The 13058-nt window shown below is 69.8% G+C and carries 12 protein-coding genes; 2 read left to right on the forward strand and 10 right to left on the reverse strand.

Translation table 11 applies throughout. The features are described from left to right. Positions 1–74: 74 nt before the first annotated feature. A complete protein-coding gene (locus tag ACOCEP_RS07315; RefSeq protein ID WP_482336464.1) occupies positions 75–2888 on the reverse strand; it encodes an AfsR/SARP family transcriptional regulator in 2814 nt (937 codons plus the stop codon). A gap of 66 nt (positions 2889–2954) precedes the next feature. Between ACOCEP_RS07315 and ACOCEP_RS07320 the strand changes: the two genes are divergently transcribed. Continuing rightward, entirely contained in the window at positions 2955–3899 is a 945-nt protein-coding gene (locus ACOCEP_RS07320; RefSeq protein WP_482336466.1) for an o-succinylbenzoate synthase, read from the forward strand. Between the two features lie 61 nt (positions 3900–3960). Here the strand turns inward: ACOCEP_RS07320 and ACOCEP_RS07325 are convergent, their stop codons facing one another. The 4 genes from ACOCEP_RS07325 to ACOCEP_RS07340 form a co-directional block, all read right to left on the reverse strand. Continuing rightward, on the reverse strand, positions 3961–4869 hold the full coding sequence (locus ACOCEP_RS07325; protein ID WP_482336467.1) for a M23 family metallopeptidase: 909 nt from the start codon (positions 4867–4869) through the stop codon (positions 3961–3963). Positions 4870–5026: 157 nt separating this feature from the next. Beyond that, a complete protein-coding gene (locus ACOCEP_RS07330) occupies positions 5027–5653 on the reverse strand; it encodes a hypothetical protein (protein ID WP_482336468.1) in 627 nt (208 codons plus the stop codon). Between the two features lie 78 nt (positions 5654–5731). Further along, a complete protein-coding gene (locus ACOCEP_RS07335; protein WP_482336470.1) occupies positions 5732–6526 on the reverse strand; it encodes a transporter substrate-binding domain-containing protein in 795 nt (264 codons plus the stop codon). Then, a complete protein-coding gene (locus tag ACOCEP_RS07340; protein WP_482336471.1) occupies positions 6526–7296 on the reverse strand; it encodes a nucleotidyltransferase domain-containing protein in 771 nt (256 codons plus the stop codon). The genes ACOCEP_RS07335 and ACOCEP_RS07340 overlap by 1 nt, the downstream gene beginning before the upstream one ends. A 128-nt stretch (positions 7297–7424) precedes the next feature. On the opposite strand from ACOCEP_RS07340, the gene ACOCEP_RS07345 reads away from it, so the two are divergent. Beyond that, positions 7425–7649, forward strand: coding sequence for a PspC domain-containing protein (locus ACOCEP_RS07345; protein ID WP_007033414.1), 225 nt, complete (start codon positions 7425–7427; stop codon positions 7647–7649). A 287-nt stretch (positions 7650–7936) separates the two neighbouring features. On the opposite strand, the gene groL is transcribed toward ACOCEP_RS07345, so the two are convergent. The 5 genes from groL to ACOCEP_RS07370 form a co-directional block, all read right to left on the reverse strand. Continuing rightward, positions 7937–9565: a chaperonin GroEL gene (gene groL / locus ACOCEP_RS07350; RefSeq protein ID WP_005164277.1), complete on the reverse strand. Its 1629-nt coding sequence runs from the start codon at positions 9563–9565 to the stop codon at positions 7937–7939. Between the two features lie 333 nt (positions 9566–9898). Next, the gene (locus ACOCEP_RS07355) at positions 9899–11344 is read right to left on the reverse strand and encodes a serine/threonine-protein kinase (RefSeq protein WP_482336472.1); all 1446 of its coding nucleotides are present in this window, start codon (positions 11342–11344) and stop codon (positions 9899–9901) included. A 57-nt stretch (positions 11345–11401) separates the two neighbouring features. Continuing rightward, positions 11402–11605: a cold-shock protein gene (locus tag ACOCEP_RS07360; RefSeq protein ID WP_076160121.1), complete on the reverse strand. Its 204-nt coding sequence runs from the start codon at positions 11603–11605 to the stop codon at positions 11402–11404. Between the two features lie 114 nt (positions 11606–11719). After that, positions 11720–12343, reverse strand: coding sequence for an AIM24 family protein (locus ACOCEP_RS07365; RefSeq protein WP_482336473.1), 624 nt, complete (start codon positions 12341–12343; stop codon positions 11720–11722). A 4-nt stretch (positions 12344–12347) separates the two neighbouring features. Then, complete coding sequence (locus ACOCEP_RS07370; RefSeq protein ID WP_034308282.1) at positions 12348–13025, reverse strand: TIGR00266 family protein; 678 nt, start codon at positions 13023–13025, stop codon at positions 12348–12350. Positions 13026–13058: the final 33 nt, after the last annotated feature.

A 13058-nucleotide genomic window follows, 5' to 3' on the forward strand; every position in this document is an offset into this window, starting at 1 on the left:
TGTTGGATGACGTGTGCGGGCACGGGCGTACTCGCGTGCTGCGGCTGGGGGTCGGCACGCCGGGCGCCCGTGCCTCACTCCGTCTTGGCCGCTTCGCCGACGAGCGAGGCCAGCTTCGTCCGGACGTCGTCGGCGTCGGGGTGCGCGAGTTCGGTCAGCACACGGACCGAACGTAGCCAGCAGTCCCGCGCCGACGAGGGATCGCCCAGCCGCAGATGGATTCCACCGAGCTGGGCCAGCACGTCGGCCGCCTCGTAGAGCTCGCCGTGGGCGAAGAACATCTCGACGGCGCGACGCATACAGGCGATGCCCTCGTCGCCGCGGCCGAGGCCGACCAGGGCGGTCCCCTTGGTGTGCAGGGTGAAGCGGGCTTCGTCGGGCAGCGCGTGCGCCTCCAGCGCCAAGGCCTGATCGGCGAAGTCGAGTGCCTGCCGGAAACGGCCCGCCTGGGCGCAGATGTCGCCGAGGGCCTGCAGCGCGCTGGCCTCCATGCCGGCACCGACGTTGCTCTCCCGGATGAGCCGCAACGCCCGCGTCCCGTATTCCCAACCGGTTTCGGGGTCTTGGCTGGCCAGCGTGAGGTTGTAGAGCGCCCGCGCCTCGCCTTGCCGGTCCCCGACCTGTCGTTGCAGTTCGACGACCTGCTTCAGGTAGGCGATGCTGTCGTCGTACTGGCGGGCGACCCCGCAGGCCACCCCGAGCCCGCTGAGGATGGCGGCCTCGCCGGAGCGGTCCCCCAGGTCGCGGGCGGCGCGGAGCGCCACGCCGAACACCGAGCGCCAGTCCTCCAGCCTCGCCCGCACGATGAAGTACGACTGCAGCAACCACGCCAGCTGCCAGCACTCCCGGTACCGCCGCTCCCGGTAGGCGACGTTGACCGCGGCGACGAGGTTCCCCGCCTCCTCGTCGAACCAGTCGAGAGCCTGCTCGTAGTGCCCGAACCGCAGGCCGCCGCCCTCGAACCGCTCGGGTTCGACGAGCCGGTAATGCCGTTCCGGACGCAGGAGCCTCGACGCGTTCAGCGCCGAGGCCAGCGACGCGTGGAGCAGCCTGTCCAGCACGGCCGTCCGCGTTTCGGGGCCGTCGATCTTCGCCGAGAGTTCGGCCGCGTACGCGCGGATCAGGTCGTGGAACTGGTACCGGCCGGGCCTGGACCGCGCGATCAGGTGCGCGGACACGAGTTTCGCCAGATCCTCCTGCGCTTCGGCGATGTCGACCCCGGCCACCGCCGCGGCCGCGGGCAGGCTGAAGTCGCCGCCGGTGGGCAGGCCGAGCAGCCGCAGCAGCCGGGCGGCCCGTTCGTCGAGCGCCCGGTACGAATACGAGAAGACGGCCCGGATGTTCGTCTCGTCGCCGTCGGCCAGGTCGAACGAAGCCAGCCGGTCCTGTTCGGCCGCCAGCAGCCGGACGAACTCCCGCAACCCGAGGTCCGGGAACTGCGCCGCCCGCACCGCGAGGATCCGGATGGCCAGCGGCAGCCCGCCGCAGTACCGGACGAATCGTTCGGTGGCCTCGGGATCCTCGGCGGTCCGGTCCAGCCCGATCGTCGACGCGAGGAGGGCGATCGCGTCGTCGTCCGGCAATTCCTCCAGCGCGACACGCCGCGCGCCGTGGGTCGCCACGAGCGCCTGCAACTGCCATCGGCTGGTCACCAGCACCAAGCAGCCGGGGCCGGGCAGCAACGGCCTGATCTGCTCGGTGCTCGCCGCGTTGTCGAGCAGGATCAGCATCCGGCGGCCGGCGCTGTAGGTACGCCACGTGGCCGCTCGCCCGTCGACGCCGGCGGGGATCCGGTCGGCGGGGACGCCGACGGAAACGAGCATGGTTTCGAGCGCGGCGGCGGCTTCGACCGGCTCACCGGGGCCGTACCCGCGCAGGTTGAGGTACACCTGCCCGCCGGGGAACCGGTCTCCGACCTCGTGCGCGAAGTGGACGGCGAGTGTCGTCTTGCCGATGCCGCCCATCCCCTCGATCGACGCGATGGAGGTCGAGCGCTCGGTGTCCAGCGCCTCCGGGACGAGTCCGTGCAGTGCCTTGAGGTCTCGTTGGCGACCGGAGAACACGCGTAGATCGGCGGGGAGCTGGCGGGGGATCAACGGTTCGGCGCCGAGCCGGTATCGCGTCAGCCCGGAGTCCAATGTGGTCTCGACGGACTCTTCACCGGTCAGGATGGCCTGGTGCGCCCGCTGCAGTGACGCTCCGGGGTCGAGGCCGAGCTCTTCGGCCAGTACCGCGCCGATCCGGCGGTAGACCTCCAGCGCCTCGGCCTGCCTGCCGGAGCGGTACAGCGCGATCATCAGCTGTTCGTGCAGCCGTTCCCGCAGCGGGTGCTCACGGCACAGCCTGGTCAGCTCGGGGACGACGGTGGCGTGATCGCCGAGGGCGATGAGCGCGTCGGCCCACTGCTCGCGGACGCGCAAGCGCTCTTCGCCCAACTGGTCGGCTTCGTCCCGAAGCAGCGCTTCGGAGTGGACGTTCTGCAACGCCGGTCCACGCCACTCGGCCAGCGCGGCGGCGAACCGGTCCGCGGCCCCACGCAGGTCGCCGTCACGCGCGGCCTCCGTTCCGGCCGAGGCGAGCGACCGGAACCGGGCGAGGTCGAGCAGCTTCTCGTCGAGTTCGAGCAGGTAGCCACCGCGTTCGGTGCGGATCGTGACGTCGTCGCCGAGCGCGCGCCGGACCCGCAGGACGTAGGTCTGCAGGGCGCCTTTCGAGCGCCGCTGATCGTCCGGCCACAGCCAGCGGCCCAGTTCCTCGACCGGCACCACCGTGTTCGCGCGCAGCAACAGACCGGCCAGCACGATGAGCGGCCTGCTGCCGCCCAAGGGCACCGGCAGCCCGTCCGCCGTGACCTCTGTGGGCCCCAGCACGCGAAAGTCGAGTGCCACGTCGCTCATTCTGTCGGGAACCCGGACAAACGGCACGTGATTCCCGCGGTGGCATGATCGGTGCCGATGGACGTCTACGCGATCCCCCTGCGCACGCGGTTCCGCGGCATCACCGTCCGTGAAGGACTGCTGATCCGCGGTGAGGCGGGCTGGGGCGAATTCTGCCCGTTCTCCGACTATTCCGACGCCGAGAGCGCGCCGTGGCTGGCGTCCGCGCTGGAGGCGAGCGAACGCGGCTGGCCGTCGCCGGTGCGGGAGAGCGTCGAGGTGAACGCGACCGTCCCGGTGGTGTCCCCGGACAAGGCGTACGAACTCGTGTCCGCGTCGGGCTGCCGCACGGCGAAGGTGAAGGTCGCCGACCCGCGGGTGAGCCTCGCCGAGGACTGCGCCCGGGTGGAGGCGGTGCGGTCCGCGCTGGGCCCGCGGGGCGCGGTCCGCGTCGACGCGAACATGGCCTGGGACTCCGACACCGCGGTCAAGGCCATCGGTGAACTGGACCGCGCGGCCGGCGGGCTCGAATACGTCGAACAGCCGTGCCCGTCGATCGAGGAGCTGGCCGACGTCCGGCGCCGGGTCGGCGTGCGGATCGCCGCGGACGAGTCCATCCGCCGGGCCGAAGACCCGCTCAAGGTGGCCGTGGCGGGAGCGGCCGACGTCGCCGTGCTGAAGGTCGCGCCGCTGGGTGGGGTCCGGCGCGCGCTGGAAGTCGCCGAAGCGTGCGGGCTGCCGTGCGTGGTGTCGTCCGCCGTCGAGACGAGCGTCGGCCTGGCCGCCGGATTGGCGCTCGCGGGCGCACTGCCCACCTTGGACTTCGCTTGCGGGCTCGGCACGATGTCCCTGCTGACGGGGGACGTCTGCGGCGACTCACTGTCCCCTGTGGACGGTCGCCTGCCGGTGCCACCGCGGGCTCCCGCTCCCGATCTGTTCGCCGCCCACGCCGCCACTCCGGAGGTCCGGGCGGCCTGGGAAGCCCGCCTCACCCGCGTCCGCACCCACCTCCCGACGCCATGAACGGTCCGTTCCTTGCGAAATTTGCAAGGAACGGACCGTTCATGGCGTTCGGGTCAGGAAATCAGCTGCAGTGTTCGAAAGGCGATTCGTAGCTGGTGGAACCCGCCGAGCCGCCCCACCGGACGCACTTCGCGCCGGCGGCCGCGCTCACCGGGCCCGCGTAGTACTCGAAGCTGCCGGAGTCGGTCTTCCTCGCCGAACCCTGGACTTCGAGGAAGGCGGAAACCGCGCTGCCCGTCCCGACCGAGGTGGCCTTGATGGTGGTGACGCAGTTGTTCTGGTTCGCGGAGTTGTACAGCAGGTACGCGGTCGCGGCGCTGCCGAGCGCCTGCGAGTCGATCACCTTGTAGCCGTCGCCGCACACCTCGACGGCGTCGTACGGGTTGGGATTCCCGTTGCCGCTGCAGGTGTTCTTCGAGGTCACGTTGGCGTTGGGGTAGCCGAACCGCACGCCGTTGAAGTACGCGGGCTTGATGTTGCTCGGCCACGACGAGTCGTTGGTGCGGACCTCGTAGTGCAGGTGCGGGCTGATGTTGTTGCCCGGCTTGGAGGTGTTGCCGACCTCGCCGATCTTCTGCCCCTGCGCGACCTGCGCGTTGAGCGCGACCGAGCGGACCTTCAGGTGCGCGTAGTAGGTCGACCACCCCCCACCGTGGTCGATCTTCACCAGGTTGCCGAACCCGTTGTCCGAACCCTGGTGCGCCGAGATGACGACCTTGCCCGCCGCGGCGGCGACCACGGTGTCGCCGAGGTCCGCCCCCGCGGAGCCGCCGCGGTTGAAGTCGATCTCGTAGGCGCGGTGCGCGCTGCTGTTGTCGTTGTCGCCGTTCCACACCTGGTTGCAGGGGAACGGGAGCTGGAAGTTGGGACGCGGCCCGACGGCGGCCTCGGCCGACGTCGCGGTGATCGCCAGCCCGGCCATGCCCAGCAAGGCGGTCGCTGCCGCCGTGACCACTCGTCTGAATCTCATCGGTCGTCCTTTCTCGGCGTTTCGCGAGAAGCGTCCCGAAAGGGCGTACAAGCGAGATACAAACGACCACGAGCCCTCCTGGCCGAGGGGACCAGGAGGACTCGTGCCGCCTCCGCACCGGGACCGTCCGCGTCTTCCCCGCCCCGGTGCGGGTGTCTCAGCCGACCCGCTCGATCGTCGCCCGGCGGATCAGGAACTTCCCGGGCTCGCGGACCTGCTCGAAGGCCGCGTTGTTCAGCAGTGCGCAGCTGCCGGAAACGCCGGTGACCTCGACGGTCGTGGACTTGTCGTTGTCCAGGTTCGTCACCTTCAGCTTGGTGCCCGCCGGGAACTCGCCGCTGGACGCCGCGGGCGCGCCGCCCTCGCCGGACAGCGTGACCGTGGAGCCCTGGCAGACGACTTCTCCTTCACCCCCGGCCTCCGCTCCCTGATCGGCGGCCTCGTCCGCCAGGGCGTCGTCCTGCTCGGCGGCCTGCTCCTGCTTCCCGGCGTCGGCCTGTACGACCTCGGTGCACCCCGCGGCCTCGCGGCGTTGCTGGATGAGGTCGACGACGGCCTGCCGGTTCGCGATCCGCGCCCCGGACTGCGCGTCCGGATCGGCCTGCTGGCCCGCGATGAAGTTCAGGTTGTTCCGCAGGGCGGTGTCCAGTCCCTGACAGCTTTCCGCGGCCTGCCCGTCCGGAGTGCTGATCGCGAACATCGCCGCGGCGATGGCGGCCACGCCGAGAACGGACGCGATGCCGATCGTCGCGCGCTTGCGGTGTTTCCCGGCACTGTTCATCATCGGTGCTTCCTCCGGTCTGGTTCCTCCTCACCCACATCCAGGGATACGGCCGGGTAACGGAAGTGGTTCAAACCGGTTTCAGCCGAGCCAGGGTTTCGCGATCCGCGCGTAGGTGCCGTCGTTCAGCGCGAGATGCAGCCACTGGTCGGTCCATTCCTTGAACACGACGTCGCGCGGCAGCAGGTACGCCTTCTCCGAGAAGGTGAACGGCTCGTCGGGATGCACCGCGCACAGGCGCGGGTTCTGCTTTGCCTGCCAACGGGTTTCGGTCGCGTCGGTGATCATCAGGTCGGCCCGGCCGGCCAGGATCTCGGCGAAGATCGTATTGTTGTCCGGATGACGGACGATGGTCGCGCGCTTGAGATTGGCGTCGGCGAACTGTTCGTTGGTACCGCCGGGGTTCACGATCGCCCGGACCCCCGGCTGATCGATCTGCTCCAGGGTCTGGAACCGCTTTTCGTTCTCGCACAAGGTGATCGGGGTCTTGCCGTCGCGAAGATAGGGAACGGTGTAGAACCCCTTCTTCGCGCGGTCCAAGGTGACCGACACCCCGCCCATCGCCAGATCGCATTTCCGCCCGACGTCGTCGGCGATCGCCTTCCATGTGGTCTGAACCAGCTGGAGCCGGACGCCGAGCCGCTTCGCGAGGTCGCCCGCGAGGTCGATGTCGATCCCGCTCCACGCGCCCGCCGCGTCGCGATAGGTGAACGGCCGATAGTCGCCCGTCGAACACACGCGGATCTCGCCGCGAGCCTGAACGAGGTCGAGCCTGCTCTGCGCGCCATGGCCTTCGGGCGCGGCGCCGGCCGTGCCGATTCCCAGCACGGTCAGCACCGCGACCCCGAACGTGAGCACTTTCGCTTTGATCGTCATCAAGGCATTTTCCACGCCCTGAGGTAGGCCTGCACGAGCCAAGCGTCGACCCAGCCGGTGTCGGGCTCCTCCGGCAGCGGCGAGGCCCCACGCACGAGTTCGCCGAGACGGCTCTCGAGGGACTCGGCCGCTTCCAAGGCTTCCTCGCGGGTTTTCTTGCCCTGCCTCAGATCGCGGAGCCAGCCGAGCCACGGTTCGGGGACCGGCAACGTGATCCGCCCGGTCTCCAGCAGCTCCACACCCTGGACGCCGAGGCGCACCATGTGCATGGCGAACTTCGTGTCGAAGCCGTACTTCTCGATCAGCTCCGGCCGCCCGGCCTTGCCCCGCAGCCCCAGCATCCGCTCGCGCTGCGCGCGGGAGTAACCGAGGAACCGCAGGCCCGCACGGCGGGAGACGAGCCGGTGCGCGTTCTCACGCAGCTCGGCACCGAGCTCGTCGATCGCCACGATCTCGGCCTCGGGCGCGAACAGCGGCAGCAGCACGGTCGGATTCCCGTTGAGCACGAGCCGCAGCCACTTGCGCAACGAGTAGACGATCAGGTCGAGATCGCCGGGACCGGACCGGACGCCTTCGGGCTGCGTGCGGAAGATGTACTGCTCGAACCGCTTCAGGCCGATGACGTGGTCCGGCGGCTCGACGCAGATACCGAGTTCGTCGCGGTCGTCCTGGCCGGGCACGGCGGTGCCGTGCAGACCGGAACCGACCTGGCACCGCAGGATGGTGCCCTGCTCGGCGATGGCGGCGAATTCGGGGCTGTCGTGTTTCACCGGAGAAGTCCTACCAGCGCGGGCGTGCCCGGCGCACCCGGTTTCCGGCCCCTCAGGGTCGGATTCCAGGGTCGGCTCGGGGCCGTTCCCCGATGTGCCGAGGGTCGTTCCGGAGCGAACATCGAGCCATGACGAACAGCGTGTACACCCCCCAGGCCACCAAGAAGCTCTACCGCAGCCGCACCGACAAGATGCTCGCGGGCGTCGCCGGCGGCTGGGCCGCCTACCTCGGCGTCGACGCCGCGATCCTGCGCATCGCCCTCGTGGCCGGCGTCTTCTTCACCGCCGGATTCGCGATCCCGCTCTACGCCGCCGCGTGGCTCTTGACTCCGGAACAGCCGGGCGAATCCTGACGGGTCGGACGCCGCGCGCAGGGGGCGCGGCGTCCGAAAGGGGCAGGGGGACAAGGCGAAAGGCCCGGGTATGGGGATGCCCGGGCCTTTCGCCGTATCACGCGTGATCGAAGCCGTAACTCGCGTGGTTGAAGCCGTAACTCGCGTGATTGAAGGCGTATCACGCGAGTTACGCCTCCAATCACGCGAGTTACGCCCCTGATCACGCGAGTTACGGGAACGCGGCAGAGAAAAGCCCGGACGCGCGAGGCGCGTCCGGGCTTTCCGGTGGTGTTACCGGCTCGAACTCAGAAGTCCATGCCGCCCATGCCACCGGACGGGTCGGCGGGAGCGGCCGAGGCCTTCTCCGGCTTGTCCGCCACGACGGCTTCGGTGGTCAGGAACAGCGCCGCGATGGAAGCGGCGTTCTGCAGCGCGGAGCGGGTGACCTTCGTGGGGTCCGGCACGCCGGCGGCGAGCAGGTCCTCGTAGACACCGGTGGCGGCGTTGAGGCCGTGACCCTGCGGGAGGGACTTGACCTTCTCCGCCACGACGCCGCCTTCGAGGCCGGCGTTGATCGCGATCTGCTTGAGCGGCGCCTCGACGGCGACCTTGACGATGTTGGCACCAGTGGCCTCGTCGCCCTCGAGCTTCAGACCGGCGAAGGCGGCCTCGGCGGCCTGGATGAGAGCGACGCCACCACCGGCGACGATGCCCTCTTCGACGGCGGCCTTGGCGTTGCGCACCGCGTCCTCGATGCGGTGCTTGCGCTCCTTCAGCTCGACCTCGGTGGCGGCACCGGCCTTGATGACGGCCACGCCGCCGGCCAGCTTCGCCAGACGCTCCTGGAGCTTCTCGCGGTCGTAGTCCGAGTCCGAGTTGTCGATCTCGGCACGGATCTGGTTGACGCGACCCTGGATCTGGTCGGCGTCGCCCGCGCCCTCGACGATGGTGGTCTCGTCCTTGGTGATGACGGCCTTGCGCGCCTTGCCCAGCAGGGAAAGGTCCGCGTTCTCCAGCTTGAGGCCGACGTCCTCGGAGATGACCTGGCCACCGGTCAGGATCGCGATGTCCTGCAGGATCGCCTTGCGGCGGTCACCGAAGCCCGGGGCCTTGACGGCGACGGACTTGAAGGTGCCACGCATCTTGTTGACGATGAGGGTGGCCAGGGCCTCGCCCTCGACGTCCTCGGCGATGATCAGCAGCGGCTTGCCGGACTGGATGACCTTCTCCAGCAGCGGCAGGACGTCCTTGACGGTGGAGATCTTGGAGCCGAAGAGGAGGACGTACGGGTCCTCGAGCTCGGCTTCCTGACGCTCCGGGTCGGTCACGAAGTAACCGGAGATGTAGCCCTTGTCGAAGCGCATACCCTCGGTGAGCTCGAGCTCGAGCCCGAAGGTGTTGCTCTCCTCGACGGTGACGACGCCTTCCTTGCCGACCTTGTCCAGCGCCTCGGCGATGAGCTCGCCGATGGTGCGGTCCGCGGCGGAGATCGACGCGGTGGCGGCGATCTGCTCCTTGGTCTCGATCTGGACGGCGGCCTTGTGCAGCTGCTCGGTGATGGCCTCGACGGCCGCCTCGATGCCGCGCTTCAGGCTGATGGGGTCGGCCCCGGCGGCGACGTTGCGCAGACCCTCGCGGACGAGAGCCTGGGCGAGCACGGTGGCGGTGGTGGTGCCGTCACCCGCGACGTCGTCGGTCTTCTTGGCAACTTCCTTGACGAGCTCGGCCCCGATCTTCTCCCACGGGTCCTCGAGCTCGATCTCCTTGGCGATGGAGACACCGTCGTTGGTGATCGTCGGCGCGCCCCACTTCTTTTCGAGCACGACGTTCCGGCCCCGCGGGCCGAGGGTCACCTTGACGGCTTCGGCGAGGGTGTTCAAGCCGCGCTCAAGACCGCGGCGGGCGTCCTCGTCGAACGCGATCAGTTTGGCCATTGCGGTGTGGTCCTCCGGTATTGGGCGCCGCCGCACGCCTACTACAGCGCGGCGGCAGGACTCTTCCTCGGCCAGGCTCGGTGCCCGCGACGGACGACCCACCCGATCAAGGGTGCGGCCTCACCGTCCCGACCTTCAGGCGAGCGATCGGTGACCGCTCCGCCTGGCACTCGACGGCGTCGAGTGCCAATGTCGTGTTTAGCACTCTCCCGGGGCGAGTGCAAGAACCGCAGGTCAGCGCGGTGGCGTGGCTGAAGGGGACCATGCCCTCATCAGACGCGGCGAAGGACGCTTTCACCACATCTCACGCGGTGAAAGCGTCCTTCGGCTCCGTCAGTTGCTCGGCTTGATGGGGATCGACGACGGCGGCGGCTTGAGCGACGACCCGGGCACCTGCGACTGGGAGCCGCCGGGGCCGACCGGGATGTTCGGCGCGGTGGTCTGCGGGCCGTTGCCGCCGCTCGAGTCGCCGAAGACGAAGATCGCGGCGACGATCGCGCCCGCGACCACGAGGGCGCCGACGACGATCCAGATCCACTTGGCGCCGCCGCCCTTCTTGGGCTGCTGCTGGAAACCGCCCTGCTGCTGCGGCGGCGGACCGTACCCAGGCGGCGGACCCTGCTGGAAGCCACCCTGCTGGAAACCGCCTTGCTGCGGCGGCGGGCCGTAACCAGGAGGCGGCCCCTGCTGGAAACCGCCCTGCTGGTAGCCGCCCTGCTGCTGCGGCGGCGGGCCGTAGCCGGGCGGCGGACCCTGCGGGGGCGGGCCCTGCGGTCCCGGTCCCTGCTGGCCGTAGCCGGGCTGCTGTCCTCCGTACGGGTGCACGGGGCCCCCCTCTCCCTGTGGCGGCGTGTTCTGCCTTGGCGCCTGCTGGGGCGCGGTCTGCTGGACCGGCGCCGCGGCCCCGGGCGGGCCGGGAGGCTCGTTCGAAGTCGCGAGCGGACCGAGCGCGCGCCTGGCGGCCGCGATCATCTCAACACAGTTGGGGTAGCGCTCGGCGGGATTCTTCGCCATTCCCTTGCGGACGACCTCGTCGATCCCGGCCGGCAGGCCGACGATCCGCGAGATGGCCGGGGGCTCGCCGTTCAGGTGCCCCTTGATGACCGTCTGCACGTCGCCCTTGAAGGGCGGGCTGCCGGTCAGGCAGGCGTAGAGCACGCAGGTGAGCGCGTACTGGTCGGTGCGGCCGTCGAGCGGCTCGCCGCGCAGGTGCTCGGGGGCCGCGTACGTCGGCGAACCGAGGAAGTCGCCGCCGCGGGTCCGGTGCCCGGTGGCGCCGCGGCGCGTCAGGCCGAAGTCGGCGACGTAGACGTGCTCGCGCGAGGTCTCCTTGCTGGTGACCAGGACGTTCGCCGGTTTGACGTCGAGGTGCACGAGACCCCGGTTGTGCAGGGTGTCGAGCGCGTCGGCGACCTGGTCGAGCATGTTCAGCGCGCGGGCGGGCGCGATCGGGCCGCCGGAGATCAGGCCGGCGAGGTCGCCGCCGTCGACCATCCGCATGGCGATGTAGAGCATGCCTTCGAGCTCGCCGAAGTCGTACAAGGGCACGACGTTGGCATGGTCGATCGCGGACGTGTTCCGCGCCTCGTCGACGAAGCGTTCGCGGAATTCGGCGTCGGCCCCGAGGTGGTCACCGATGACCTTCAGTGCCACCTTGCGTCCGAGCCGCACGTCCGTGGCCTTGTAGGTCACGCTCATGCCGCCCTTGCCGAGCACGCCGTCGATGCGGTAGTTGCCCAGCCGGCGACCCGTCAGGTCCCCCGACTCATCGCCTGTCACGCAGCGAAGCCTAACGCGCCAGTTCCGGAGGCCGCCGGGGGTCGGCCGAAGTCCGGGCTAGACCTTGCGGACGTCCGCCGCCTGACTCCGCCCATCACGGCCGGACTGGACTTCGAATTCCACGCGATCACCCTCGTCGAGCGTCCGGAATCCGTCGGCCTGAATGGCCGAGTAGTGGACGAAGACGTCGGGCCCTTCGGTGGATTCGATGAATCCGTAGCCCTTTTCCGAGTTGAACCACTTGACGGTGCCGACTGCCACGGCGCACTCCCTCAGCACAGGATCCGTCGGCCTTCTCTGCCCCGGCCGGCGGTTTCGAGTGCAGTTCACGCTACCCGAATTACCGGCGTCGGCAATGCTCAATTCGTCCGAAGGTCATCCGCGGGAAAGCCGCCTATTGCGCGCTTGCACAAGGACGCGTCCTGGTCCCGCGAAGTCCAGCGCGAGCCCTTCGCCGGTGCGGACCGACTGCGGTCCGGACGGGTCGACCGCCCGGAGCCGGCACTGCACGGTGTCCGGATAGGCCAGCAGGAAGTCCGGCCGGATGGTGACGAGTTCGCCCGCGGTGAGTTCGAAGGCGTCGACCGGACCCCGCGCGGCCAGTACCAGCGGCCCGGTCCCGCTGTAGTGCTCCAGGAAGCCGGAGTCGGTCCCGAAGAGCGTCTGCAGCGGCGCCCAGCCGGCGTCGTGCCGGACGGTCGCCGGCCGGACGAGGATCGCTTCCCGGCTCACGCACCAGCCACCGCCGCCGTTGAGCTCCAGCGGATAGACGTCACCGGCCGCCAGTGGCGCGAAGTCGATCCAGCCGCCGCCCTCGGGCGCGGTGAACACCGAGGGCGCGCCCTTGCCCGCCCGCGAACCGCCGCGGGAGGGAACGGTTTCGGTGATGCCGAAACTGCTGGCCAGCATGGTGTCCCCGGCGGCCTGGACGGCTTCGCCGGGCGACAACAGCACTCGTGCGACCCCGAAGTTCGGGGTGTGTCTCGTCTGTACCCGCATGCGCTCAGCGGGAGGGGACCTGGGCGATCACCCAGGCGGACAGCGCCGACGGGTTGCGGGTCTGGGTGAGCAGCTGACCGGGCCCGGCGAAGTCGAAGACGAGACCTTCACCGCTCTTCATCGACTGGATGACGCCGGTGGCGACCTTGCGGATCTGGTACTGCAGAGTGTCGGCGAACGCGACGACGTGCCCGGTGTCGATGGTGATCACCTCGCCCTGCTGCAGGGTCACCGTCTCCAGCGCGCCGTAGCAGGCCACGACCAGCGGGCCCTGTCCCGTCGCGTGGGTCAGGAAGCCGCCCTCGCCGCCGACGAGGTTCTTGAGCCCGCCCCATTTGGTCTCGGTCTGCACGCCGTGCGACGACGCGAGCCACGAGCCGCGGGTGACGCACCAGCCGGTGCGGCCGTCGAGGTTGATGATCTGCATGTCGCCCGGCAGGTTCGCGGCGACGTCGACCCAGCCGCCGTTCTGCGGCGCGGTGTAGGTGGAGATGAAGAAGGACTCGCCGGAGAGGAAGGCGCGGCCGAGCCCCTTCATGATGCCGCCCTGCGCCTGGGACTGGACCTGCACGCCGTAGCTCGTCGCCATCATCGCGCCCGACTCGACCTGCGCCGGCTCACCCGGGGCGAGCATGAGCCTCGCCACCGCGAACGAAGGCTGGTGACGGATCTGAACCTGCATGTCTTCTTCTCCCCGGATGGTCGTTGTGACGCG

This window comes from Amycolatopsis sp. CA-211722 (assembly GCF_056828465.1).

Excerpts from the sequence above, each read along its gene's own strand:
- ACOCEP_RS07370 (WP_034308282.1), bottom strand. The coding sequence starts at position 13,025 with ATGCAGGTTCAGATCCGTCACCAGCCTTCGTTCGCGGTGGCGAGGCTC.
- ACOCEP_RS07325 (WP_482336467.1), bottom strand. The coding sequence starts at position 4,869 with ATGAGATTCAGACGAGTGGTCACGGCGGCAGCGACCGCCTTGCTGGGC.
- ACOCEP_RS07365 (WP_482336473.1), bottom strand. The coding sequence starts at position 12,343 with ATGCGGGTACAGACGAGACACACCCCGAACTTCGGGGTCGCACGAGTG.
- ACOCEP_RS07345 (WP_007033414.1), top strand. The coding sequence starts at position 7,425 with ATGACGAACAGCGTGTACACCCCCCAGGCCACCAAGAAGCTCTACCGC.
- groL (WP_005164277.1), bottom strand. The coding sequence starts at position 9,565 with ATGGCCAAACTGATCGCGTTCGACGAGGACGCCCGCCGCGGTCTTGAG.
- ACOCEP_RS07335 (WP_482336470.1), bottom strand. The coding sequence starts at position 6,526 with ATGACGATCAAAGCGAAAGTGCTCACGTTCGGGGTCGCGGTGCTGACC.
- ACOCEP_RS07330 (WP_482336468.1), bottom strand. The coding sequence starts at position 5,653 with ATGATGAACAGTGCCGGGAAACACCGCAAGCGCGCGACGATCGGCATC.
- ACOCEP_RS07320 (WP_482336466.1), top strand. The coding sequence starts at position 2,955 with ATGGACGTCTACGCGATCCCCCTGCGCACGCGGTTCCGCGGCATCACC.